General features: G+C 35.7%; 23 protein-coding genes. 16 read left to right on the top strand and 7 right to left on the bottom strand.

From position 1 onward, the window contains the following. The first annotated feature begins 9 nt into the window (after nt 1–9). Nucleotides 10–726 carry a sterol desaturase family protein gene (locus H4K33_RS03745; RefSeq protein ID WP_182647152.1) on the top strand — a complete coding sequence of 239 codons (717 nt, stop codon included), beginning with the start codon at nt 10–12 and terminating at the stop codon, nt 724–726. Between the two features lie 90 nt (nt 727–816). Here the strand turns inward: H4K33_RS03745 and purE are convergent, their stop codons facing one another. After that, on the bottom strand, nt 817–1,299 hold the full coding sequence (gene purE / locus H4K33_RS03740; protein ID WP_182647151.1) for a 5-(carboxyamino)imidazole ribonucleotide mutase: 483 nt from the start codon (nt 1,297–1,299) through the stop codon (nt 817–819). A 3-nt stretch (nt 1,300–1,302) separates the two neighbouring features. Beyond that, the gene (locus H4K33_RS03735) at nt 1,303–2,457 is read right to left on the bottom strand and encodes a 5-(carboxyamino)imidazole ribonucleotide synthase (protein WP_182647150.1); all 1,155 of its coding nucleotides are present in this window, start codon (nt 2,455–2,457) and stop codon (nt 1,303–1,305) included. A gap of 658 nt (nt 2,458–3,115) precedes the next feature. Between H4K33_RS03735 and hpt the strand changes: the two genes are divergently transcribed. The 11 genes from hpt to H4K33_RS03685 all read left to right on the top strand — a co-directional run bounded on the left by hpt (nt 3,116) and on the right by H4K33_RS03685 (nt 13,473). Next, nucleotides 3,116–3,649: a hypoxanthine phosphoribosyltransferase gene (hpt, locus tag H4K33_RS16515; RefSeq protein WP_255493533.1), complete on the top strand. Its 534-nt coding sequence runs from the start codon at nt 3,116–3,118 to the stop codon at nt 3,647–3,649. Between the two features lie 33 nt (nt 3,650–3,682). Then, nucleotides 3,683–4,258, top strand: a complete 576-nt coding sequence (locus H4K33_RS16510) for an adenylate kinase (protein ID WP_255493531.1) — start codon at nt 3,683–3,685, stop codon at nt 4,256–4,258. A gap of 53 nt (nt 4,259–4,311) precedes the next feature. After that, nucleotides 4,312–5,313, top strand: a complete 1,002-nt coding sequence (gene obgE / locus H4K33_RS03725; RefSeq protein ID WP_182647149.1) for a GTPase ObgE — start codon at nt 4,312–4,314, stop codon at nt 5,311–5,313. 174 nt (nt 5,314–5,487) lie between these two features. Beyond that, nucleotides 5,488–7,806 carry a putative monovalent cation/H+ antiporter subunit A gene (locus tag H4K33_RS03720; RefSeq protein WP_182647148.1) on the top strand — a complete coding sequence of 773 codons (2,319 nt, stop codon included), beginning with the start codon at nt 5,488–5,490 and terminating at the stop codon, nt 7,804–7,806. After that, complete coding sequence (locus H4K33_RS03715) at nt 7,787–8,227, top strand: Na+/H+ antiporter subunit B (protein ID WP_182647147.1); 441 nt, start codon at nt 7,787–7,789, stop codon at nt 8,225–8,227. Before H4K33_RS03720 ends, H4K33_RS03715 begins: the two co-directional genes overlap by 20 nt. 19 nt (nt 8,228–8,246) lie before the next feature. Further along, entirely contained in the window at nt 8,247–8,600 is a 354-nt protein-coding gene (locus tag H4K33_RS03710) for a Na+/H+ antiporter subunit C (protein ID WP_182647146.1), read from the top strand. Beyond that, nucleotides 8,597–10,108, top strand: a complete 1,512-nt coding sequence (locus tag H4K33_RS03705; RefSeq protein WP_182647145.1) for a proton-conducting transporter membrane subunit — start codon at nt 8,597–8,599, stop codon at nt 10,106–10,108. The genes H4K33_RS03710 and H4K33_RS03705 overlap by 4 nt, the downstream gene beginning before the upstream one ends. Before the next feature lie 6 nt (nt 10,109–10,114). Beyond that, nucleotides 10,115–10,600: a Na+/H+ antiporter subunit E gene (locus H4K33_RS03700; RefSeq protein WP_182647144.1), complete on the top strand. Its 486-nt coding sequence runs from the start codon at nt 10,115–10,117 to the stop codon at nt 10,598–10,600. Further along, nucleotides 10,597–10,872, top strand: coding sequence for a monovalent cation/H+ antiporter complex subunit F (locus H4K33_RS03695; protein WP_182647143.1), 276 nt, complete (start codon nt 10,597–10,599; stop codon nt 10,870–10,872). Before H4K33_RS03700 ends, H4K33_RS03695 begins: the two co-directional genes overlap by 4 nt. Further along, a complete protein-coding gene (gene mnhG, locus H4K33_RS03690) occupies nt 10,865–11,269 on the top strand; it encodes a monovalent cation/H(+) antiporter subunit G (protein WP_182647142.1) in 405 nt (134 codons plus the stop codon). Before H4K33_RS03695 ends, mnhG begins: the two co-directional genes overlap by 8 nt. Nucleotides 11,270–11,322: 53 nt before the next feature. Then, nucleotides 11,323–13,473, top strand: a complete 2,151-nt coding sequence (locus H4K33_RS03685) for a S46 family peptidase (protein ID WP_182647141.1) — start codon at nt 11,323–11,325, stop codon at nt 13,471–13,473. 110 nt (nt 13,474–13,583) lie between these two features. Here the strand turns inward: H4K33_RS03685 and H4K33_RS03680 are convergent, their stop codons facing one another. Then, the gene (locus H4K33_RS03680) at nt 13,584–13,787 is read right to left on the bottom strand and encodes a hypothetical protein (RefSeq protein ID WP_182647140.1); all 204 of its coding nucleotides are present in this window, start codon (nt 13,785–13,787) and stop codon (nt 13,584–13,586) included. 171 nt (nt 13,788–13,958) lie between these two features. After that, the gene (locus H4K33_RS03675) at nt 13,959–14,402 is read right to left on the bottom strand and encodes a DUF4190 domain-containing protein (protein ID WP_182647139.1); all 444 of its coding nucleotides are present in this window, start codon (nt 14,400–14,402) and stop codon (nt 13,959–13,961) included. 275 nt (nt 14,403–14,677) lie between these two features. On the opposite strand from H4K33_RS03675, the gene murC reads away from it, so the two are divergent. From murC to H4K33_RS03660, 3 genes are all read left to right on the top strand, one after another. Then, complete coding sequence (murC, locus tag H4K33_RS03670; protein WP_182647138.1) at nt 14,678–16,030, top strand: UDP-N-acetylmuramate--L-alanine ligase; 1,353 nt, start codon at nt 14,678–14,680, stop codon at nt 16,028–16,030. A gap of 132 nt (nt 16,031–16,162) precedes the next feature. Further along, nucleotides 16,163–16,903 carry a RadC family protein gene (locus H4K33_RS03665; protein ID WP_182647137.1) on the top strand — a complete coding sequence of 247 codons (741 nt, stop codon included), beginning with the start codon at nt 16,163–16,165 and terminating at the stop codon, nt 16,901–16,903. Between the two features lie 54 nt (nt 16,904–16,957). After that, a complete protein-coding gene (locus tag H4K33_RS03660) occupies nt 16,958–17,656 on the top strand; it encodes a YjjG family noncanonical pyrimidine nucleotidase (RefSeq protein ID WP_182647136.1) in 699 nt (232 codons plus the stop codon). Nucleotides 17,657–17,670: 14 nt separating this feature from the next. Here the strand turns inward: H4K33_RS03660 and H4K33_RS03655 are convergent, their stop codons facing one another. After that, nucleotides 17,671–18,948, bottom strand: coding sequence for a replication-associated recombination protein A (locus H4K33_RS03655; protein WP_182647135.1), 1,278 nt, complete (start codon nt 18,946–18,948; stop codon nt 17,671–17,673). 151 nt (nt 18,949–19,099) lie between these two features. On the opposite strand from H4K33_RS03655, the gene H4K33_RS03650 reads away from it, so the two are divergent. Continuing rightward, nucleotides 19,100–19,903 (top strand): rhomboid family intramembrane serine protease, encoded by an 804-nt coding sequence (locus H4K33_RS03650; RefSeq protein ID WP_182647134.1) that lies wholly within the window; start codon nt 19,100–19,102, stop codon nt 19,901–19,903. Nucleotides 19,904–20,024: 121 nt separating this feature from the next. On the opposite strand, the gene rlmB is transcribed toward H4K33_RS03650, so the two are convergent. Together rlmB and H4K33_RS03640 are read right to left on the bottom strand one after the other, a co-directional pair. Beyond that, nucleotides 20,025–20,759 (bottom strand): 23S rRNA (guanosine(2251)-2'-O)-methyltransferase RlmB, encoded by a 735-nt coding sequence (gene rlmB / locus H4K33_RS03645; protein WP_182647133.1) that lies wholly within the window; start codon nt 20,757–20,759, stop codon nt 20,025–20,027. Between the two features lie 70 nt (nt 20,760–20,829). Further along, nucleotides 20,830–22,491, bottom strand: a complete 1,662-nt coding sequence (locus tag H4K33_RS03640; protein WP_370576655.1) for a hypothetical protein — start codon at nt 22,489–22,491, stop codon at nt 20,830–20,832. Nucleotides 22,492–22,571: the final 80 nt, after the last annotated feature.

Raw genomic sequence — 22,571 nt, 5'->3', positions numbered from 1 at the left:
CCCAATCATATGAACTCAATTGAAAGCATGTTGAACCAAACGTATCTTTCCATCTCGTTTTGGGCTATGGGATTGAACTTGGTGTTGATACTTGGATCTTTGATGTTGTATGTAATATGGCATCGATTGAAAGGCAATAACATTCAGGTCAATGCATACCAACCTATTGTGTTAGCAGATATTTTGGCTGTAATTTCTACGTGGATTTGCAATGTAGTTGTCTTTCTCCTCGGAGCTTTTTTGTGGAAAGAAGGTTATTTAAGGGTAGACTTCACTGAAAAAGGGGTAGGTGTGCTGTTGGGACAAGTTCTCAGTCTAATTTTGATTATTGATTTGCTGATGTATTGTTTTCACAAACTTGCCCATTTAAGACCATTTTATACACTTATTCATCAAAAACACCATCAACATGTGGGGGTGAATGCTCTTAGTTTATTTGTTTTAAGTCCATTTGAGGCTATTGGTTTTGGGATGATGTTACTCTTTGTGCTTTTTTTGTATCCCTTCCACTTCCTTGCTGTGGGGATTTATTTAATCATTAATGTTGTATGGGGAAGTATAGGGCACTTTAATAAAGTTGGTAAACGAGTAAATACTGGATGGGTAACTTGGTTAGGAACCGCAAGTTTTCACAATCACCATCATCTTACACCACAAGTAAATTTTGGTTTTTATACCACGGTCTGGGATCGACTTTTTAAGACTTATAAAAGAACTTCACGTTAATAATCTAATGTAGAAGTCAAAAAAAACCAGCAGTTTAAAAAACTACTGGTCTTGTTTTGTGTATTACAAGGCGAAATATCGCTAGTAAATCTATTTTTTTAAGCTTTCAGCCGCTTTTAATACAGCTTCTTTCAAGCCATTTTTATAAGCAATCATTTTAGCGCGAATCTCTTCGTTTTGGCTTCCTAATATTTGTAGGGCCAATAGACCAGCATTTTTTCCACCATTTAGAGCAACAGTGGCTACTGGAACTCCGCCAGGCATCTGTAGTATAGAAAGTACACTATCCCATCCATCAATTGAATTGCTTGATTTTACAGGAACTCCAATTACTGGAAGCGGAGACATCGATGCAACCATTCCCGGTAGATGAGCTGCTCCACCTGCACCAGCGATAATAACTTGAATTCCTCTGGTATGTGCATGCGAAGAAAAATCAACTAATTTTTCTGGGGTTCGGTGTGCTGATACGATATCAACTTCAACTTCAACTCCGAATTCTTTAATAATATCGATTGCATCTTGCATGATAGGCATATCTGAAATGCTGCCCATTACTACTGCTATTTTCATACTTTATTGACTAATTACTTTGATGGTTTCTTTTACTTTTTGAGCAATTTCTCTTGCTTTGTCCATATCGCTATTGACAATGGTTACGTGTCCCATTTTGCGGAAAGGTCTAGTTTCTCGTTTTCCATAAATATGAGGTGTAACACCAGGAATAGCCAAAATCTCATTCATCCCTTCGTAGTATACCTGACCTGTGTGGCCTTCTGCACCCACTAAATTAACCATAACACCTGCAACTTTGCTATCTGTGTTTCCTAGAGGTAAATCTAAAATCGCACGGATGTGTTGTTCAAATTGAGAGGTATAACTTGCCTCGATAGAGTAATGTCCAGAATTGTGTGGACGAGGAGCTACTTCATTAACTAAAATTTCGTCTTCTTGTGTTTGAAACATTTCAACAGCTAATAATCCGACGTGGTTGAATTTTTCGGAAACAGTCAATGCTATGGCTCTTGCTTTTTCAGCAACAGTTGTATCAATTCGAGCTGGGCAAATAACATACTCAACTTGATTGGCTTCCGGATGAAATTCCATTTCTACAACAGGAAATGTTTTAATTTCTCCAGAGGCAGAACGTGCAACAATTACAGCTAACTCATTTTTGAAAGGAATCATCGTTTCAGCGATACATTCTACTTCAGGTAACGCGTTTAAATCAGTAAGAGTACGAACTACTTTTACTCCATTACCATCATAACCAAATTGAGCGGATTTCCAAACAAAAGGAAGTGCAACACGTTGTTCAGTAGCAGCTGTTACTAACTCTGCTTTAGTTGTAAAACGCGTATAAGGTGCGGTCGGAATACCGTGTGTTGTATAGTAATCTTTTTGTTTTCCTTTATGCTGGATCAAACGCAAAGTTTCAGGTGAAGGATAAACTTTTGTTCCTTCTTTTTGTAATTGATCTAAAGCTTCGAGATTGACACCTTCAATTTCAATGGTTAAAACATTTACCTTTTTTCCAAAGCGATAAACCGTTTCATAGTCCATGAGATCTCCTTGAAAAAACTGGTGCGCGCCATATTGCGCAGGTGCTTCTTTACTTGGATCTAAGATATAAGTGGCAATGTCAAACTTACGTGTATCATACAAAAGCATTTTGCCCAATTGTCCACCGCCTAAAATTCCCAAGCGAAAATCAGTTGAATAATAATTCATTGTGTTGTTGTAATTGTGTTTGTGCAAAGATATACTAATTCAAATGGTGTGCATCTATTAGCGACAAAAAAAGTAAAGGTTGTCTGTGAAAAAGCGATGTAGAGAAAATAAATAAGGTGAAATTTACAAAGACGATCTCTGTATGGTATAAAGTATTGATTTTAACATATATTGGTTTCTATTGCTACTTATTGTCTGTAAAGTATGATGTATTTTGGAGGTTCGTGATTTTACTAATGTGAAAAAAAACTTAAAGAATTTCTTGTTTAGTTAAAAAATTAACTTATATTTGAAGCAATATAATTAAGGTATATTGTATTAAAAAATAATATATACCCTTGATCTGGTGTATAAAAAGTAATCTTAACAATAAAACTTATTAGCTTTGGTTTTAGAGTTAGATTGAATTAGTTTGTTTTAGACGTAGCGTTTGCAAAAGGCGCTACGTTTTTTTTTGAAATCTGCAAACGGTGAAGGTCAATTCATCTACTTCATGGATGGGATAATGTTTGTTAACATTACGCTTTAGTAAAAGGCTGAAAAACGCAAAACGAAAAAATCACAAACACAAAGATAAAATGTTTAGAATTCATCTGTTAAGGAGTACAGATGTGGTATTTCTTTTTTGTATATTTGCAAATTATCAATTCAATTGTGTATGGAGATTCAAGTTTTAGACAAGACTTTTGTTCCTTTCATTTCGGAAAAACAAATTCAAGAACGTTTAGGGGAAATAGCAAGCGATATTTTGCGTGATATGAATGGTGAAGTACCTATTTTTATAGGTGTTTTGAACGGTTCTTTTATGGTTGTTTCCGATTTAGTAAAGCAATATAAAGGACAATGCGAAATGAGTTTTGTAAAGATGGCTTCTTATATTGGTACCCAATCATCTAATCAGGTGAATCAACTTATGGGATTGGATATTGATGTAACAGATCGCCAAGTTATTATCATTGAAGATATTGTCGATACTGGAAATACACTTGTAGCGTTGAAGAAACTTTTTGAACAACAACGTCCAAAGGATGTGAAAATTTGTACGTTGTGTTTAAAACCAGAAGCATATACCAAGGATATTAAATTGGATTATGTGGCTTTTGAAATTGAGAATAAATTCATCGTGGGATATGGAATGGATTACGATAAGCATGGAAGAAATATCCCAGAGATTTATCAAATAAAAGAATAATAAACATTAACAGCATAAATAAAGTATAGTAGCATGATTGCAATAGTTTTATTTGGAAAACCTGGTGCAGGTAAAGGTACACAGGCAGAATTCCTTAAAGAAAAATACAATTTAACTCATATTTCTACTGGAGATGTGTTTCGTTATAATTTAAAAAACGGAACAGAATTAGGAAAACAAGCCAAAGTTTTTATGGATAGAGCGGAATTGGTGCCAGATTCTATTACAATTGATATGCTTGCAGATGAAGTAGAAAAAAACATGGATAAGGCAGGTTTTTTATTTGATGGTTTTCCACGTACAATTCAGCAGGCAGAAGCTTTAGAAGCTTTATTACAGAAAAAAAATATTCGTTTCGTAGGAACAATTGGTTTAGAAGCGAATGATGATGTGTTGGTACAACGTATCCTAGAGCGCGGAAAAACTAGCGGAAGAGCAGATGATCAAGATGAGAAAATCATCAGAAGTCGTTATGAAGAATACAACGAGAAAACAGCTCCATTAATTGATTACTACACAGCAAAAGACTGCTATAATGCTGTAGATGGTATTGGAACAGTTGAAGAAATTACAACGAGATTAAGTGGTGTAATTGACCGTTTAATCTAATCGATTTTTTTAAATCGAAAAAGACAAATCAAAGAGAAGGTAATATATAAAAGATGACTGAAGGGAATTTTGTAGACTACGTAAAAATTTATGTAGCCTCAGGAAAAGGTGGAAGAGGTTCTACGCATTTGCACCGAGAAAAATTTATTGAAAAAGGAGGTCCTGATGGTGGAGATGGTGGACGTGGAGGTCATGTCTATATTGTAGGTAATGAAGGATTGTGGACATTGTATCATTTAAAGTTCATGCGTCACATCAAAGCTGGACATGGAGGAGATGGAGGAAGCTCTAGAAGTACGGGTGCAGACGGGGAAGATAAAGTTATTGAAGTACCTTTAGGAACTGTTGTAAAAGACAAGGAAACAGGCGAAGTTCTTTTTGAAATTACAGAACACAACGAAAAACGAATTTTAGGAAAAGGTGGAAAAGGAGGGTTAGGAAACTGGCACTTTAGAACATCAACAAATCAAACTCCGCGTTATGCTCAACCAGGAATGCCAGGTGAAGAGTTGGATATCATCCTCGAATTAAAAGTATTGGCCGATGTTGGATTGGTAGGTTTTCCAAATGCAGGTAAATCAACATTGTTATCTGTGCTAACTTCTGCGAAACCTAAAATTGCAGATTACCCTTTTACAACGTTGAAACCTAACTTAGGAATCGTAGCTTATCGAGATTTTAAGTCTTTTGTTATCGCGGATATTCCTGGAATTATCGAAGGTGCAGCAGAAGGAAAAGGATTAGGACATTATTTCTTGAGACATATTGAAAGAAATTCAACCCTTCTTTTTATGGTTCCTGCTGATGCAGAAGACATCAAAAAGGAATATGAAATTCTCTTGGATGAGTTGAGAAGATACAATCCGGAAATGTTAGACAAAGATCGACTTTTAGTCATAACGAAAGGCGATATGTTGGACGACGAGTTGAAAGCTGAAATGAAAGAAGAATTAGATAGTGAATTGCAAGGTGTACCTTATATGTTTATATCTGCAGTAGCAAATCAAGGTCTTCAAGAATTAAAAGATAGATTGTGGCAAATGTTAAACAATTAGCCTATAAAAGCGAGATTTTAAAGTCTCGCTTTTTTTATGGATATAATTCGGTAAACTTGGTTATAGTTTTGTTAAAAATAAGCGCGTTATTTGGCTTTGATTAGTTTTTTTTTGATTTTTTTATATATTTACCCTCAGTAGAAATATTTAGAAAAAGAGAAATAAAGCTCATTTATGCTGGTAATTATTTTACTCACTTTTGTACTAGCTTTTAGTACGCTTTTCTTGAAGGGTTTAGGACGTTCTAAGTTTACAGGATTATTAACTTTACTGCCATTCGGTTTGTTCGTTTATTTTCTATCCTTTATACCTCAAATCAAATCGGGACAGGAAGTTATAATGTTTAGAAATGAATGGGTACCTTCTTTAGGTATCGCTTTTGATTTCAAGTTAGATGGACTAGCCTTGTTGTTTACCTTGTTGATCACAGGTATCGGAACACTTGTCTATTGGTATGCTTCCTATTATTTAAAAGGGCATGTCTATATTCATCGTTTTTTTGCCTATTTAGGACTTTTTATGGGGGCCATGTTGGGCGTCGTATTGTCTGATAATTTAATTTCCTTATTCGTATTTTGGGAGTTAACAAGTATTACTTCTTTCTTCCTTATTGGTTTTAATAATGAAGATGAAGATTCTCGTAAAAGTGCACTTTGGGCCTTGGGAATTACAGGATTAGGAGGCTTTTTCTTGCTTTCTTTTGCCGCTGTTGTTGGAAGTATTGTAGGTAGTTATTCAATCCACGAATTGCTTACACAATCAGAATTTTTAAAGGAGCATGCTTCTTATGGAATCTTGTTGTTCTTCTTGTTTATGGGGGCTTTTACAAAATCTGCACAGTTTCCCTTTCATTTTTGGTTACCTGGAGCAATGAAAGCTCCAACTCCTGTATCTGCTTATTTGCATTCTGCAACAATGGTGAAAGCGGGAATTTATCTTTTAGCTCGTTTTACACCCGTATTAGGAGATCACCTGTATTGGAATACTACGTTGCAAATAATAGGTGGATTGACCATGCTGTTTGGCGCTATTCACTCGGTATTCCGCAAGGACATGAAAGGAATTTTAGCCTATACCACAATTTCAGCATTGGGTTTACTTGTTTTTTTATTAGGTGTGGGGTCAGAAAAAGCAATTTATGCCGCAAGTATATTTATCGTAGTTCACGCACTGTATAAAGCAACATTGTTCTTGGTTACAGGTACGGTTGACCATCAAACTCATACACGCGATATTTCTCAATTAGGAGGCTTGCGCAAAACAATGCCTACATTGTCAGTTGCTGCGCTAATCGCCGCTTTGTCAAGTGCAGGGATTCCTTTAACCTTCGGATTTATTGGGAAGGAAATTATTTATGAAGCCACATTTACTTATCCTATTAATCAATGGGCTCTGATTTTTACAGGTGCCGCGGTCTTGACAAATGTTTTTTTGACGGCTTCTGGTTTCCTCGTTGGAATAAAACCCTTTTTTGGCAAAGTAAAAGAAACTTGTCAAAATGTGCCTAAACCCTCTTTGCAGATGTGGTTGCCGCCATTTATTCTGGCTGTGTTAAGTCTTGTGTTTGGTGTATTGCCCCAATGGATTAATATCGAATTGATTTCTTCTGTAGCTAGAGCTGTAGGTGGTAAACCAATAGTAATGGAATTGGCAATTTGGCATGGATTTAATGAAATTGTAGCCCTTAGCGCAGGTACAATCGTCTTGGGAACCGCTTTGTATTTTGCCTTTAAAGGCTATCAAAGTTCACTAGAGTTCGTAACGCGTTTTTATAATCTTTCTCCTCAACATATCCTCGGTTATATCATCGAGAAGTTTAGGTTATTTGCTTATGCCTATACGCGTTTGTTTCAAAGCGGATATTTGCGTATCTATTTGATGGTAATTATCGTCTTCTTTATCGGACTTGTAGGATATAAGTTATTTGCTGATGTGCCTTTGCGCGTTAATACAGAAGACTTATCAGAGTTTAGAGTATACGAATTGGTCGTGTTTCTAATTACTGTTGCCGCCATTTTCTTTGCTATACATACACCATCGCGTCTCTCTGCCATTGCAGCTACTGGAGTCGTTGGTTATTGCATCTGTTTGATCTTTGTATTTTACGGAGCACCAGATTTGGCTATGACACAATTTGCTATTGATACGCTAACAGTCGTACTCTTTGTCTTAGTCTTGTTTAAATTACCAGGCTTTTTAAAGCTGAGTAATCGACGAATACAGTTTAGAGATGCTGTTGTTTCGATCGCCTTTGGAGGATTGATTTCATTAATCACACTACAAGCTTTGGTATCTCCAGCGGATAAAGAAATAAGTCGTTACTACGCTGAAAATGCTTATGTATTAGCAAAAGGTAAAAACGTCGTAAACGTAATTCTCGTAGATTTTAGAGGATTTGATACCCTAATTGAAACTATTGTACTGTCAATCGCTGCATTGGGTGTATATGGTTTATTAAAATATAGAACGAAAGATGAAGAAGTTTCCGAATAAACATCATGTATTAGATACTACGATCTTGCGTACGGCAACCAATTATTTATTGCCGTTGTTGATCTTGTTCTCACTGTTTGTATTACTGCGAGGGCATTACCTCTCTGGTGGTGGGTTTGTTGGCGGATTGATCGCTTCTATCGCTTTTGTCTTACACTCCTTCGCTTATAGTACAAAGCAAACGTTAGCCTTGTTCCAATTTTCGCCTATGCGCTTAATTGGTATCGGTTTATCGATCTCTATCATTAGTGCATTGATTCCTGTTTTTATAGGATTACCTGTTATGACAGGGGTTTGGTTTGCAGAATCAGTAGCCGTTATCGGTGCTGTAGGAACTGCTTTGTTCTTTGATATAGGAGTTTATTTGGTTGTAATTGGAGTTGTATTGACTATCTTGTTTACAATCGCTGAAAATGTTTAATGACTAAAGAAAACGTTACATGGAATTATTACTAGTCGTTTTAGTAGGTATATTATATTCTGCGGGCATTTATCTAATGTTTCGCAGAAGTATGGTCAAATTGCTCCTTGGGTTGATGATGTTGGGAAATGGAGCAAATATTCTTATTTTTTTAATGGGTGAACTAACAAAAGGAAAGGCTCCGATTATTGATGAAGAACATTCCCAATTCTTTGATGCCTATGCCGATCCCGTTCCTCAAGCACTTATCTTAACTGCAATTGTAATTAGTTTTGGTTTGACCGCTTTCGCAATTGTGCTCTTAAATAAGGTGTACAGCACAACCGGAACAGATGATTTAGATTCCCTTAATATTCAAGATTTAGATATATGATTTCAAACTTCATATTAGCGCCCATATTTGCTCATATGTTTACAGCGGTAGTCCTGTTGATTTTTTGGAAAAATGTGAAAATCCAAAAAATCATAAGTATCGTTGGGAATAGTATTGCTTTTCTCCTGTGTTGGAATTTGTTTACTGCCACTTGGGAACATAGCGCCATTACTTTGCAATTAGGAAGCTGGAAAGCTCCTTTTGGTATAACTTTCGTAGCTGATACATTAAGCGCTGTCATGGTTCTCCTAACCGCAACGGTCGCATTAGCTGTGGGGATTTATTCGACATCCGCTATCAATATTAGTCGTATCAAATACGGATATTTTATTATTTTTCACTTTCTGATCATGGGATTATTAGGTGCCTTCTTAACTGGAGATATCTTTAATCTATATGTTTGGTTTGAGGTTGTAATTATTTCTTCTTTTGTATTGTTAACTTTAGGAGGGAAGAAAAGACAAATGGAGTCTGCAGTCAAATATGTAACAATGAATATGTTGGCTTCTACCATTTTTTTAACAGCGATCGGAATTTTGTATGGTATAACAGGAAGTTTAAATATCGCTGATTTAGCACATCAAGTCGCTATTGTAGAAAATCGTGGATTAGTAACGGTAACTGCTCTGCTTTTCTTTGTGGGGTTTGGTATTAAATCAGCAGTTTTTCCCATGTATTTTTGGTTGCCTTCTTCTTATCATACACCGCCATCCGCCATTGGAGCCATATTTGGTGGATTATTAACCAAAATGGGAGTGTATTCCATGTTTCGCGTATTTACGATTGTATTTCAACCCGATGATTTTGTATTAGGTGTCTTTGTAGTGATTGCCATCCTAACAATGATCAGTGGTGCCTTAGGTGCAATTAATAAAAGAAATATTCGACGTATTCTCTCTTACTTTATTGTATGTCATATCGGGTATCTCATTGCAGGTTTTGGTTTGTATACCGAACTCGCTTTTGTTGGGGTTATATTTTACCTTATTCACGATGTAATCGTCAAGAGTAATTTATTTATGATGAGCGGACTGATTCAAAAGATTAGAGAAACACAGGATATTAACCGATTGGGAGGTTTGTATAAGGACTATCCCAAATTGTCGATTCTCTTTGCTGTTATCTTGTTTTCTTTAGTTGGAATTCCTCCGCTATCTGGATTTTGGCCTAAGATCATGCTCTTTCAAGAAGCATTTCGATTAGAACAATATGTCTTATTAGGAACATTGATATTTGCTAGTTTCGTAACTCTATTTATCGTTGCCCGTATTTGGTCAGAAGTGTTTTGGAAAGACTTACCTAAACCCAACAGTGAAGAAATTGACCATTTTGCTCCCTTTGTGAGTTCAGGGAAAGTAGCTTTGATTTTACCCGTTGCTGCTTTAGCAGGAGTGTCATTGTTTATTGGGTTAAATGCTCCATTAATATTCGAAGTTTCTCAACGTGTTGCACACGAAATGATGAATCCTTCGATATACATCGAATCAGTTTTACAAGGTATAAAATAGGATACTATGCTAAAATACTTTTTACTTAATATATTATTGACGTTTGTTTGGGTAGCACTAACAGGACAATTAAACTATGCAAACTTCTTTTTTGGCGGTGTTGCAGGTTTCTTTATCCTTTGGATGTTGACTAAAACGTCTTCTAATAAAGCCGATAAAGAATACTTCTATCGCGTGCCCAAAATTTTGGTGTTCATCCTCTACTTTTTTGTAGATATGCTTCAAGCAAACTTACAAGTAGCTATTGATGTGATCACGCCAAATTATCACACTACTCCAGGGATTATTAAATATGAAATTGATGCGAAAACGGATTTCGAAATTACGATGTTAGCTAATATTATTGCCCTGACACCAGGAACCATGGTTATCGATATTGCTGACGATAAAAGTCATATTTTTATTCATACCATGTATTTAAAGGATAAAGACAAGTTTATTCAACGCATGAAAGAAAGAACAGAAAAGAAACTATTAGCTATTTTACGATGACAGTAGAGAATTATTTGATATATGTTGTAATGCCCATTATCTGCTTGTCCTTAATTTTGATCTTCATTCGATTTTTAAAAGGACCAGCTGTGGTAGATCGCGTAGTAGCTATTGATTTGCTTATTACCGTTGGAGTTGGATTTATTGGATTATTTAGTTTGATTACCAATAACCCTATATTTTTAGACGTTGCTGTCATTATGGCGTTAATCGCTTTCTTGAGTACCGTTGCCTTTTCGTTTTACCTTGATAAAAGAGATAGAGATGACTGATTTACTTATCATGATCCTAAGTACATTAGGTGCAATTTTTATTCTAATTGCTTCCATTGGAATTTTCAGAATGCCCGATTTTTATACGCGATTATCCATTACCATTAAAGCAGCTACTTTAGGTATTGGTTGCATCTTAGGGGCTGCCGCAATTCACTTTGCTGAATTTTCAATAACAACAAAAGTGTTTGCTATTGTGTTTTTCCTGTTTATTACATCTCCAGTAGCGGCATTTTTGATCGCTAGAACGGCATATATGACAGGGATTAAATTATGGAACAAATCGGTAATTGACGAATTAAAAGACAGATATGGTTTTGATGATTGTAAAGAAATCGAAACTAAGAACATAAACGCAAAAACAAATTGCGAGAAAAATGACGAAGAGAAGGATTAATTATTTTGTTTATTAAACTATCTTCGCAAACTAAGTAACATACTATAATAATTATGAAAAAAATCGTTTTATTACTGACCGCATTTTTACTAGTTGCGCCTGTCAAATTAAAGGCAGACGAAGGAATGTGGTTTTTAATGTTCATTGAGCGTTTGAACCAACGCGATATGGAGAAAATGGGATTACAGCTTACTGCTGAGGAAATCTACAGTATTAACAACCATTCATTAAAGGATGCAATTGTGCAATTTGACGGTGGATGTACTGCAGAAATAATCTCTAATCAAGGTTTAGTTTTAACTAACCACCACTGTGGATATGATAAGATCGCTAGCTTATCTACTCCAGAAGATGATATCTTAACTAACGGATTTTGGGCAAAGGATAAAGCCTCTGAAAGACCAGCAAAAGGACTATCTGTTCGTTTCTTCGTTCGCATGGACGATGTAACAAAACGCATCTTGAGTGTTGTTAATGATAAAATGACTGAAGCAGATAGAGAGATCGCTATTAATAAAGAGATCGCTAAAATTCAGGAAGAAAACAATGGAAATGGAAGATATACTGTATCTGTAAAATCTTTTTTCCAAGGAAATGAATTCTACTATTTCGTATATGAAGATTATAATGATGTACGTTTAGTAGGGACACCGCCTAATAGCATTGGTAAATTTGGTGGAGATACTGATAACTGGGAATGGCCACGTCATACCGGTGATTTCTCAATGTTCCGTGTATACACTGATAAAGAAGGAAACCCAGCAGAATATGATGCTGCTAACGTACCAATGGTACCGAAACACGCTTTACCAGTATCTATTGCAGGTATTAAAGAAGGAGATTTTTCTATGATTTTAGGGTATCCAGGTAGAACAAACCGTTGGATGCCTGCACAAGGAGTAGAACAAAATATCAAATATGCTTATCCAGCTTGGGTTGAAGGATCTAAATTGGGTATGGATGTTATGAAAAAATACATGGCAAAAGATGACGCAGTTCGTTTGAACTACGCTTCTAAATATGCAGGTGTAGCTAACTATTGGAAAAATAGACAAGGAATGATTGATGCTTTAAACCAGCATCAAACGGTTGCTACTAAAACAAAAGCAGAAGGAGAATTCCAAAAATGGGCAAGTAAAAAAGAAAACAAAGCAAAGTATGGAGATGTTATCGCTAATATCAATGCATACTATAAAGCTACAAACGAAAAATCACGTCATGATAATTATCTAATGACGTTATTGCGTACATCTGCTTTAGCTGCAACTCCTTATCGTTTATCAGGAGGAATTGAAGGTTATGCTAAAGGAGATGCAAAGAAAAGAGCAGAAATGCACGATGATTTCATGGCTTATGTAAGTGAGATCTATGAAGGACAAGATGAAGCGTTAGAAAAAGAAATGCTAGCTAAACAATTGTCGTTGTATGCTACTAAAGCGAAAGGATATGCAATCGCTCCTTACATCGCTAAGATTGAGAAAGAATATAATGGAGATTTTGACAAATTTGTAAACGAAGCTTTTGAAAAAAGTATCTTCGTTAATAAAGATAGAATCAGTGCATTTTTGGCAAACCCTTCTACTACTTTCGAGAATGATCCTTTGTTAGAATTATCAATCGCTATCATGGAACAATACCGTGCAAAAAGTGATGAGTTAGCAACATTAGAAGACAAATACCAAAAAGCATATCGCTTGTTTGTTGATGGAGTTAGAAAAAGTAATCCAAATGGGAAATACTATCCAGATGCAAACTCAACATTGCGTTTAACTTATGGTACTGTGAAAGGACTACCAAGAGGCGAGAAAGTAAATGATGCGAAAGAAAATTGGTATACTACATTAAAAGGAACAGTTGCTAAGCATGTTCCTGGAGATGAAGAGTTTGATGTACCTCAAAAATTAATCGATTTATACAACGCAAAAGATTACGGAGTATATGCAGATAAAGAAGGTCATTTACCAGTAAACTTCTTAACTAATCACGATATTACAGGAGGAAACTCAGGTTCACCAGTATTAAATGGAAAAGGAGAATTGATCGGTTTAGCTTTCGATGGAAACATTGAAGCAATGGCAGGAGATGTTATCTACGATCCAGAATTACAACGTACAATCAACGTTGATATTCGCTATGTATTATTCATCATTGACAAATTTGCTGATGCAAAACACATTGTTGAAGAAATGAATGTAGTAAAATAACAAGAATAGAAAAAGCAGTAGTTGAAGAACTACTGCTTTTTTTATGAAGGTAATTGATACCAATAAAAAAAAACAGCTTAAAGAATATTCTTTAAGCTGTTTTTTTATTTCTAATTTATTCCTAATAAAGGAATAAAGGCGTATAAAAAGAAAATGCTCAGTATAGCGATGTCTAAGTATATCATCCAGTTTTTATGTAGCCGCAAGGGAAGTAATAACAAAGCTCCTCTTGAAAGACCTACATAAGCAAAAAACAAGAAGATAGAGTAACTATAAGGGTTAATCAATTCTTTTTTTCCTTTTAACAGCGACATAAAGTCTCGTGTTAAACCTCTACTTCTACAGAGCGATTCAGGTAATCCTTCACAAGAAGAACGAATGCTTAGTGCAGTTGAAGTCGTTGTGTTTAAGAAAAGAATGTATCCAAATAAACACAAGATAAAAACAAAAAATATACAATTAAGGATCCTATAGTTCTGCACGACTTATTCCGTTACTTGCTCTTCTAAAAGGTATACGTCTTCTTGATCTTGAAGTGAGTCTTCTTCAGTACCTTCTTCGTTGTAATAAGGATATTCTTCCGTTGACATATTTTCCATTTCCTTTTGCATGTCATCGATGTTTTTAATCGCAGCTGTTGTTACAGTAGCGAATAAAGCACCCCAAGCAAGTATGATGATGAAACTGATAGCACCAAGAACTAGTCCGGCAACACCCAAACCTTTAGATTCGTTGTTTTTCTTTGCACTAGAAATGGTTAAAATACCCAATACAATGGCTACAACTGCAACAATAAGTGCAACAAGTCCAAAACAAGGGATAAAAGAAGAGGGTAAGGCTATAATCCCTGCAACAAGGGCTAGGATACCTAAAACTTGTGTGTTGCCACTTTTTTGTGGCGGTACTGGTGGTGGAGTGTAATTGTCCATAGGGCGATTTTTGTTAAAAAATTTTGACGAAAATACGATATATTTTTTCTTAATTATTATTTAAATAGTAAAATAACGGTTAAGTGGGTAATTTGAAAAGAAGGTTTATCTGCAGAAGGAGTTGTATAGAGGAAAAGTTACAAAAGAAAAAATAGGAGTATACATAAAAATACACAGGTTATTTTTCTTGATCGTCTTGTGAAAGTATCCTGTTTTTTTAGTAATAAAATCGTAATTTTAACCTCCAATAAGAATTGACGTAAAAAAGATATAGAATGCGTATACATTTTATCGCAATAGGTGGGAGTGCTATGCACAATTTGGCCCTTGCCCTGCATGCAAAAGGTGATGTTGTAACAGGAAGTGACGATGCTATTTTTGAACCATCAAAAACTAGATTAGCGAAACAAGGTTTATTGCCAGAGCAAGAAGGTTGGTTTGCAGACAAAATTACCACAGCCATTGATGCTGTGATCTTGGGAATGCACGCAAAAGAAGACAATCCCGAATTGCTTAAAGCAAGAGAATTAGGTTTGAAGATTTATTCTTACCCAGAGTTTATTTTTGAACACGCTAAGAATAAAACGAGAGTAGTCATTGGAGGGTCACATGGAAAGACAACCATTACTTCTATGGTATTACATGTATTAAACTATCATGGTGTTGCCGTTGATTATTTAGTAGGTGCACAACTGGAAGGATTTGATCGAATGGTCAATTTGACCGATGAAAATGATTTCATGCTAATTGAAGGAGATGAATATCTGTCATCTCCAATTGATCGTCGCCCGAAATTTCATTTGTACGAACCTAATATAGCTTTGTTAAGTGGTGTTGCGTGGGATCATATTAACGTATTTCCTACATTTGAAAATTATGTAGATCAGTTTCGTATTTTCATCGATAAGATTACTAATGGAGGAATCTTAATTTACAATGAGGAAGATGAAATCGTAAAGCAAATTGCGGAAGAAAGTAGCAATCCTATTCGCAAGCTACCTTATACAACGTTAGAAAACGAAATTGTGGACGGTGTTGCTTATTTGGTAACATCAGAAGGACCTATGCCTTTAGAAGTATTTGGACAACATAACATCAACAATATTAGTGGAGCAAAGTGGGTATGTCAAAATATGGGAATAGATGAAGATGATTTCTTCGATGCTATTACTAGCTTTAAAGGAGCTTCCAAGCGCTTGGAGAAGTTATATGATAAAGATACAACAGTTGTATATAAAGACTTTGCTCATTCACCAAGTAAGGTTAAAGCAACCATGAAAGCCGTTCGCGAACAGTACCCAAATAAGCAGTTGGTCGCTTGTTTGGAGTTGCATACCTATAGTAGTTTGAATGCAGATTTCTTATCCGAGTATAAAGGAAGTTTAGATGTAGCAGATCAAGCGGTCGTATTTTATTCTTTGGATGCTTTAAAAATTAAACGCATGCCTGAGATTACAGCTGACCAAATGCAAAAAGCGTTCGAATTACCTACTTTAACGACGTATACAAATGCTGAAGATTTTAAAACATATATTAAAAACTTAGATCTAAAAGATAGCGTATTGTTATTTATGAGTTCAGGCGATTATGGTGGTTTAAATTTAACCGATTATGTTCAAAATCTGTAATAAGAAATAAAAATCCTTTCATTGAAAGGATTTTTTTATTTAGGATGTACAATAAACACTTGGGTAGAGAGAATAGCATTTAATTGAGGACTGATTTTTGAAGTGGTAAAGAGAATCAAAAGACAAAATGCTATGGCTGATGTAAGAAAACCAATCTCCACTTGGGCGGTAGATGATCGACCAAGAGAAAAACTATTGCTCAAAGGAAAAAGTGCTTTGAGCAATACAGAGTTAATTGCGATTTTAATTAATTCAGGAAATAAAAACGAATCTGCCATTGATTTGAGCAGAAGAATATTAGAAAATACAGAATCCAGTTTGGCAGAATTGGCCAAACAGTCCGTGGAGAATTTAAGGCGTTTTAAAGGAATAGGCGAGGCTAAGGCTATAGCAATTGTTGCTGCTTTAGAATTAGGGCAACGCAGGCGAATGGCTGATCTTCCTTCCAGAACAAAGATCAGCTGTAGTAGGGATGTCTTCGAATTGATGCAACCAAAAATAGGTGAGTTGAACTATGAAGAGTTCTGGGTAATCTTTTTAAACAACTCTAACTGTGTGAGAGGGATTGCAACAAACAGAGAAACTCCTTTTGTTAATCATCAACTCATTGAAACCGTTAGTATCAGTAAAGGTGGGGTTACGGGAACCTTAGTAGATTTGCGCATCCTGTTCAAACTAGCGCTTGAAAAGAACGCAACAGCTATTATTTTAGCACACAATCACCCTTCTGGCAAGTTGCAACCAAGTGAGGCTGATATCCAGATTACCAACAAAATAAAAGAAGCAGGTAAAATTATGGATATCGCGATTTTAGATCATTTTATTATTACTGAATATGACTACTATAGTTTTGCGGATCACGGACTATTATAGCAGCGGTTTTTTTAAAATTGTTTACTTTTGTGTGCTTAAATGTAAATAGTACATATGTCATTAAAAAAGTTTGAACATAAAACCGATATATTTTTTGACCTTGATCACACTTTATGGGATTTTGAAAAGAATTCCGGTTTAGCCTTTGAGCAAGTACTCAATGAAATGCAATTGCCTTTTACGATTGAGCAATTTTTACATCATTATGTTGGGATTAATGCGGCCTATTGGGATCGTTATAGTTTAAACCAAGTGTCACAAGCAGAACTTCGAATCGGAAGAATACGCGATACTTTTGAGTTGTTAGAGTATTCAACTACAACAGAAAAAATGCTAGAAGTAGGAGATAAATATTTGACTTATCTACCTAATTACAACTATTTGTTTGATGGAGCTCTTGAGATTTTATCGTATTTAAATGAGAAATACAAATTGCACATCATCACCAACGGATTTGATCAGGTACAAACGCGAAAAATAAAAAATTCAGGAATAGCGCCGTTCTTTAAAACTGTAACGAATTCTGAATTAGCAGGGGTAAAAAAACCAGACGCTAAAATTTTTACTTATGCATTACAAGTAGCAAAAGTACAAGTACAAGATACGGTTATGATTGGAGATAACCTTTTGGCAGATATTGAAGGAGCGCAAAATGTAGGAATGGATGTGATCTATTACAATGAACATCGAAAGGAAGTTCCGACAACCTTACCTCAAGTAAATACTTTATTAGATATTAAAAGCCTGCTGTAAAGCAGGCTTTTGTTTTAATAGTTGTATTTAAATTGCCATCTGTTTTTTAAAAAATCACGAGTGCCATTCTCTCTGCTGTTGTGTCCGGGTTCATATAAAACTGTTCCGCTTAATTCTGTGGGCAAGAATTCTTGATCTACAAAATTGTTCGGATAATCATGAGAATATTTATAATCCTCGCCATAACCTAATTCCTTCATTAATTTAGTAGGGGCATTGCGCAAGTGGATAGGCACAGACAGATCTCCTGTTTGTTTGACGAGTTGTTGTGCTTTGCCAATAGCCATATAAGTGGAATTACTCTTAGGTGAAGTAGCTAAGTAAATAGCGCATTGGCTTAATAAAATTCTACTTTCAGGATAGCCAATTACAGCAACGGCCTGAAATGTGTTAGTAGCCATGATTAAGGCTGTCGGATTGGCGTTGCCAATGTCTTCTGAAGCGGCTATTACAAGTCGTCTGGCAATGAATTTTACATCTTCTCCACCTTCAATCATACGCGCTAACCAATATACAGCCCCATTGGGATCACTACCGCGAATAGATTTGATAAATGCAGAAACAATGTCATAATGTTGTTCCCCTGTTTTATCATAGAGAACCGTGTTTTTTTGGACGATTTGCATGACATAATCATTGGTCAAAACAACACCATCTCCAGTTGTAGCATTGACAATCAGTTCAAAAGTGTTTAATAACTTTCGACCGTCTCCTCCAGATACGCGAAAAAGAGCCTCTGTTTCTTGTAGTGTGATGTGTTTAGATCGCAGGAACGTATCTTTTTCGATTGCACGGTCTAGTAGAGCACGTAAATCCTCTTTTGTAAACGCATTTAAAGTATAGACTTGACAACGTGAAAGTAATGCCGGAATTACTTCAAAACTCGGATTCTCCGTCGTTGCACCGATTAACGTAATCCATCCTCGCTCAACAGCTGCTAAAAGCGAATCTTGTTGCGATTTGCTAAAACGGTGAATCTCGTCAATAAATAAAATGGGATTGCGAGCCGTAAATAATCCATGGTTGGACTTCGCTTTCTCAATTACTTCTCGCACATCTTTAACTCCCGAGTTAATCGCACTTAAAACGTAAAAAGGACGCTGACTTTCTTTGGCTAAGATTTCGGCTAAAGTTGTCTTTCCTGTTCCAGGAGGTCCCCAAAAAAGCAAAGAGGGAATAAAACCAGTTTGTAATTGTTTTGTTAAGATTCCTTGTTCGCCAACTAAATGAGCTTGACTAACATAGTCAGCCAAGGTCTGTGGTCGTACTCTTTCTGCTAATGGTGCATCCATGACAATGTAATTTTGAGAAATACAAAAATACAACCTATAATGCCGAATAAAAAGAAGTCAAGTAAAATTGTAACTAAACGCTGTGGTTTGTGTGGTTGAATTGAGCTACTATTTTATATCTTTATGCTTTACGCACCCAGGAAACATCCCAATGAAAGACAAACAACTAGTTATAACCACCGATTTAATTATCCTCCCTGTTCTCTTCTTAATGTTGATATGGACCGTATATTGGTTGGATTGGAAGGATTATTTGCAATTATATCAATATGGAATTTATCCTCGTACCTTAAAGGGGTTGAGAGGAATCTTGTTTAGTCCTTTTATTCATGGAGGGTTAAAACATATCTATAACAATTCTGTCGCTTTATTTGTATTGCTCTTATTGTTGCAGTTTTTTTACAAAAAGCAGGTATGGCAGATTTTGGGCTGGGGTATTTTATTCTCCGGATTGGGAACCTGGATTATTGCAAGAGAAAGCTATCACATAGGTGCTAGTGGATTGATTTACGTCTTGGTGAGCTATATGTTCTTTAAGGGAATCCAAACGAAATACTTTCGATTAGTAGCACTCTCGCTTCTCATTGTAATGTTGTATGGGAGTATGATTTGGTATGTGTTTCCCGATATTGAAGAAGGAATCTCTTGGGAAGGACATTTAAGTGGATTTATTACTGGAATGTTGTTGTCTTTCGTATTGAAGAATCCTGTATATACAGAAAAGATATATAAGTATGAGTGGCAATCGCCAAACTACGACCCAAATCAAGATCCTTTTATGCAGTGCTTTGATGAGAAGGGAAACTTCGTTATTATTCCTAAAGAGGTGAAAGAGGTTATGGATTTAAAAAATCCATATCGACCAACTTTGCCAATTGTGTATGGAAATAAGGAGGCGACGATAAAAGGATGGGGTGACGCGATTGGCAAGATGATTGCACATCGCAAAGAATAGTAAATAAAAAGGGAAAGGATAGCCGTTGCTATCCTTTCCCTTTTTATTTTTGAAAGATAAATCCAATGAATGTAGAATATAATTCTCCATCATAACCGATCACTCATCACTGATCACTCATTTATCTACGTTGTCTGATAATTTCATATAAAAATGCTCCACAAGCAACTGATACGTTCAAAGAATCAATTGTGCTAAACATAGGTAATTTGGCTTTTTCATCTATGATTTTCAAAACAGAAGGATTGATTCCTCTGTCTTCACTACCCATAATAATGGCTAATGGAACATTCAGTTCTACATCGTAAATTTCTTTTTCTGCCTTTTCAGTAGCTCCTAAAGTAACAACACCTGAACCTTGTAAGTAAAACACGGCATCCTTAATGTGGTCAACTTTACAAATTGGAATATTGAATACAGCTCCTGCTGAAGTTTTAATTGTATCACCATTTACAGGTGCAGCACCATTCTTAGAGATAATAATTCCATCCGCGCCACAGCAAACCGCAGTACGTATAATCGCTCCAAAATTACGTGCATCTGATAGTTGATCCAACACAACAAAAAGAGGCTTTTCTTTTTTCTCCAACGTTGTTTCTACTAGTTCTTCTAGTGAAACAAATGTAATAGGTGCAATCGTTCCAATAGCTCCTTGGTGGTTTTTCTTTGTTAGGCGATTGAGTTTCTCAATAGGCACATAAGAGAAATTAATGTTATTTCGCTTTAATGACTTGATTAACTCATTCATTAATTCACCTTGTGCATCCTTTTGTAAGAATACCTTGTCTATATCTTTACCTGCTTCAATGGCTTCGATTATCGCACGAATACCAAAAATTTGATTCTCCTGATCCATGGAGCAAAGGTAGTTATATTTTTATTATACGATAGATGTTTTTTAAAGAGGAAACTAAACTTTTTGGAAATTAAAACAGTGTTTTAAATCCAATGTGAATCGTTGTATTATCAAAAGAAAAAGGTACACCAGGTTGCTTGCCGTTTGCAAAAGACAGGTTGAAGTAACTCGACGAGGTAATAAAGCCCAATCCCATACCTATACTATATAAGGTATTCGTTTGTTCTAAAGGCTTGTATTCTTGAATGGCATAATCAAAAACCGTATGCAGGTACAAACTAGGATGAACTAAGAAGCGATACTCTGTATTGATTAGGTTAAGCTGGTTGGCTAATAAACTGTTTTCTTGAAAACCACGTAGCGATTGTGTACCCCCAAAACGATACAATTCATTGATTAAGTAATCCTTGCTAAAAAGAGAATAATAGGTCCAGTTTATATAGAGATAGTGCTTAGGGGCTAGTTCAAAGTTTTTACTTGCTTGTAATTGTATTGTGTATTGTGATAGCTTTGTCTCTTCTGTTGTGCGATTACCCGTACCTAGTAAAATATCTAAAGAGTAATTTATTGGAAAAAGAGGAAGGTTTGTTCGCTTTTGAATCTGAGTGTAGTTTACGGTGTAAAACTTACTGTCAAAATTCTCCATTGAAGGTAAAACGCTATTGGTTGTCGATGAAGTGCTTTGATATCCTATTTTAAGATTGCGGTTGTATTGAATAGCATACCCCAATTGTAAACCAAGCTTTGTGTTTTGATAAATGGTATCCTGCTTTTGAATATTGAGTTGACCATTGATGTTTAACGGAGTATTGAAGAGATAAACAAAAGATGATTTAAAGTCAAATTGAGTTTGCTTGTTTGCATCACTTCTCCAGTATAACGAAAGGGACTCCCCCTTGTTTAAGACATTGTTTAAGTTGAGATCCAAATAACCCGCTAAGGTAAATTTATCTTTTTCATCCATACTGAACCCCATGAATCCATCAAAAGAATTGGTATTCGCTTTATCTAAGTAAAGGAATAATGTGGTGGAATCATCTGTAAAAAGTGTTTCTGGCGTTTTATAAGAAGTTAAAAAATCGAGTGAACTAACAGTAGAAGTAATTTCAGCAATGAGTTGTTCGCTATAAGATTTGTTGAGGTAGCGTTTGGTTAACTGTCGAATAATTTTCTCGGGAACATGATTGATGCTGTTAATTTCAATTCGATCTAATTTTCTGCCTTGAGTCAGGTTGAGTTGTAAGTCACAATACAACGTATCATTTTGAATACGGTGATGGATTAGCTGTAGGGTTGACATTCCCAAGCCCTCGCGATCCAATTGCTGAGTATATTGTTGTAATGTGGAGGAAAGAGCTTCAAAAGAAAGTGTAAGACTATCCGTAGTAAAATCAATTTGTTTTTGAATTTTTGGAGATAAAAGATTGTTGGATAGAATAACTTGACGGATAGGATCGGCTAATTGATAGGTGTACGTAAAGTGCATTTGCTCTTGCTTTTGGCTTTTAGTGAATGCCAAATAGCCCTTTTTGTAGAGTAATTGATCCACATGGTCAATGGTTTGACGGACAGATTGTAGATCGGAATGCGTTTTTTGATATTCTATAGCGTGTAATATACTTCGCTCTTTTTCAGATGTTGCAGTTAGGTCAAGTGTAAAGAGCACATCTTGTCCATAGCTAGTAAAATGTAGCATGGCGAACAAAAAGAAGAAGAAGAGTGACTTAGACACAGGGGCTATATATTTAGGTGTAAAGTAAAATAAAAAAAGTAAGAAGCTGAGACTTAAAGAATAAAATAAATAAATTACTT

Origin of the sequence: Myroides sp. WP-1 (assembly GCF_014145635.1) — a bacterium.
In the GTDB taxonomy this organism is placed as follows: domain Bacteria; phylum Bacteroidota; class Bacteroidia; order Flavobacteriales; family Flavobacteriaceae; genus Flavobacterium.
This window is presented reverse-complemented; position numbering and strand designations above follow the sequence as displayed.

Excerpts from the sequence above, each read along its gene's own strand:
- H4K33_RS03720 (WP_182647148.1), top strand. The coding sequence starts at position 5,488 with ATGCTGGTAATTATTTTACTCACTTTTGTACTAGCTTTTAGTACGCTT.
- mnhG (WP_182647142.1), top strand. The coding sequence starts at position 10,865 with ATGACTGATTTACTTATCATGATCCTAAGTACATTAGGTGCAATTTTT.
- H4K33_RS03700 (WP_182647144.1), top strand. The coding sequence starts at position 10,115 with ATGCTAAAATACTTTTTACTTAATATATTATTGACGTTTGTTTGGGTA.
- H4K33_RS03735 (WP_182647150.1), bottom strand. The coding sequence starts at position 2,457 with ATGAATTATTATTCAACTGATTTTCGCTTGGGAATTTTAGGCGGTGGA.
- H4K33_RS03715 (WP_182647147.1), top strand. The coding sequence starts at position 7,787 with ATGAAGAAGTTTCCGAATAAACATCATGTATTAGATACTACGATCTTG.
- H4K33_RS03710 (WP_182647146.1), top strand. The coding sequence starts at position 8,247 with ATGGAATTATTACTAGTCGTTTTAGTAGGTATATTATATTCTGCGGGC.
- H4K33_RS03685 (WP_182647141.1), top strand. The coding sequence starts at position 11,323 with ATGAAAAAAATCGTTTTATTACTGACCGCATTTTTACTAGTTGCGCCT.
- H4K33_RS03650 (WP_182647134.1), top strand. The coding sequence starts at position 19,100 with ATGAAAGACAAACAACTAGTTATAACCACCGATTTAATTATCCTCCCT.
- H4K33_RS03660 (WP_182647136.1), top strand. The coding sequence starts at position 16,958 with ATGTCATTAAAAAAGTTTGAACATAAAACCGATATATTTTTTGACCTT.
- obgE (WP_182647149.1), top strand. The coding sequence starts at position 4,312 with ATGACTGAAGGGAATTTTGTAGACTACGTAAAAATTTATGTAGCCTCA.
- H4K33_RS16510 (WP_255493531.1), top strand. The coding sequence starts at position 3,683 with ATGATTGCAATAGTTTTATTTGGAAAACCTGGTGCAGGTAAAGGTACA.
- H4K33_RS03705 (WP_182647145.1), top strand. The coding sequence starts at position 8,597 with ATGATTTCAAACTTCATATTAGCGCCCATATTTGCTCATATGTTTACA.
- H4K33_RS03665 (WP_182647137.1), top strand. The coding sequence starts at position 16,163 with ATGGCTGATGTAAGAAAACCAATCTCCACTTGGGCGGTAGATGATCGA.
- H4K33_RS03675 (WP_182647139.1), bottom strand. The coding sequence starts at position 14,402 with ATGGACAATTACACTCCACCACCAGTACCGCCACAAAAAAGTGGCAAC.
- H4K33_RS03745 (WP_182647152.1), top strand. The coding sequence starts at position 10 with ATGAACTCAATTGAAAGCATGTTGAACCAAACGTATCTTTCCATCTCG.
- H4K33_RS03680 (WP_182647140.1), bottom strand. The coding sequence starts at position 13,787 with ATGTCGCTGTTAAAAGGAAAAAAAGAATTGATTAACCCTTATAGTTAC.
- murC (WP_182647138.1), top strand. The coding sequence starts at position 14,678 with ATGCGTATACATTTTATCGCAATAGGTGGGAGTGCTATGCACAATTTG.
- H4K33_RS03695 (WP_182647143.1), top strand. The coding sequence starts at position 10,597 with ATGACAGTAGAGAATTATTTGATATATGTTGTAATGCCCATTATCTGC.
- hpt (WP_255493533.1), top strand. The coding sequence starts at position 3,116 with ATGGAGATTCAAGTTTTAGACAAGACTTTTGTTCCTTTCATTTCGGAA.
- H4K33_RS03655 (WP_182647135.1), bottom strand. The coding sequence starts at position 18,948 with ATGGATGCACCATTAGCAGAAAGAGTACGACCACAGACCTTGGCTGAC.
- rlmB (WP_182647133.1), bottom strand. The coding sequence starts at position 20,759 with ATGGATCAGGAGAATCAAATTTTTGGTATTCGTGCGATAATCGAAGCC.
- purE (WP_182647151.1), bottom strand. The coding sequence starts at position 1,299 with ATGAAAATAGCAGTAGTAATGGGCAGCATTTCAGATATGCCTATCATG.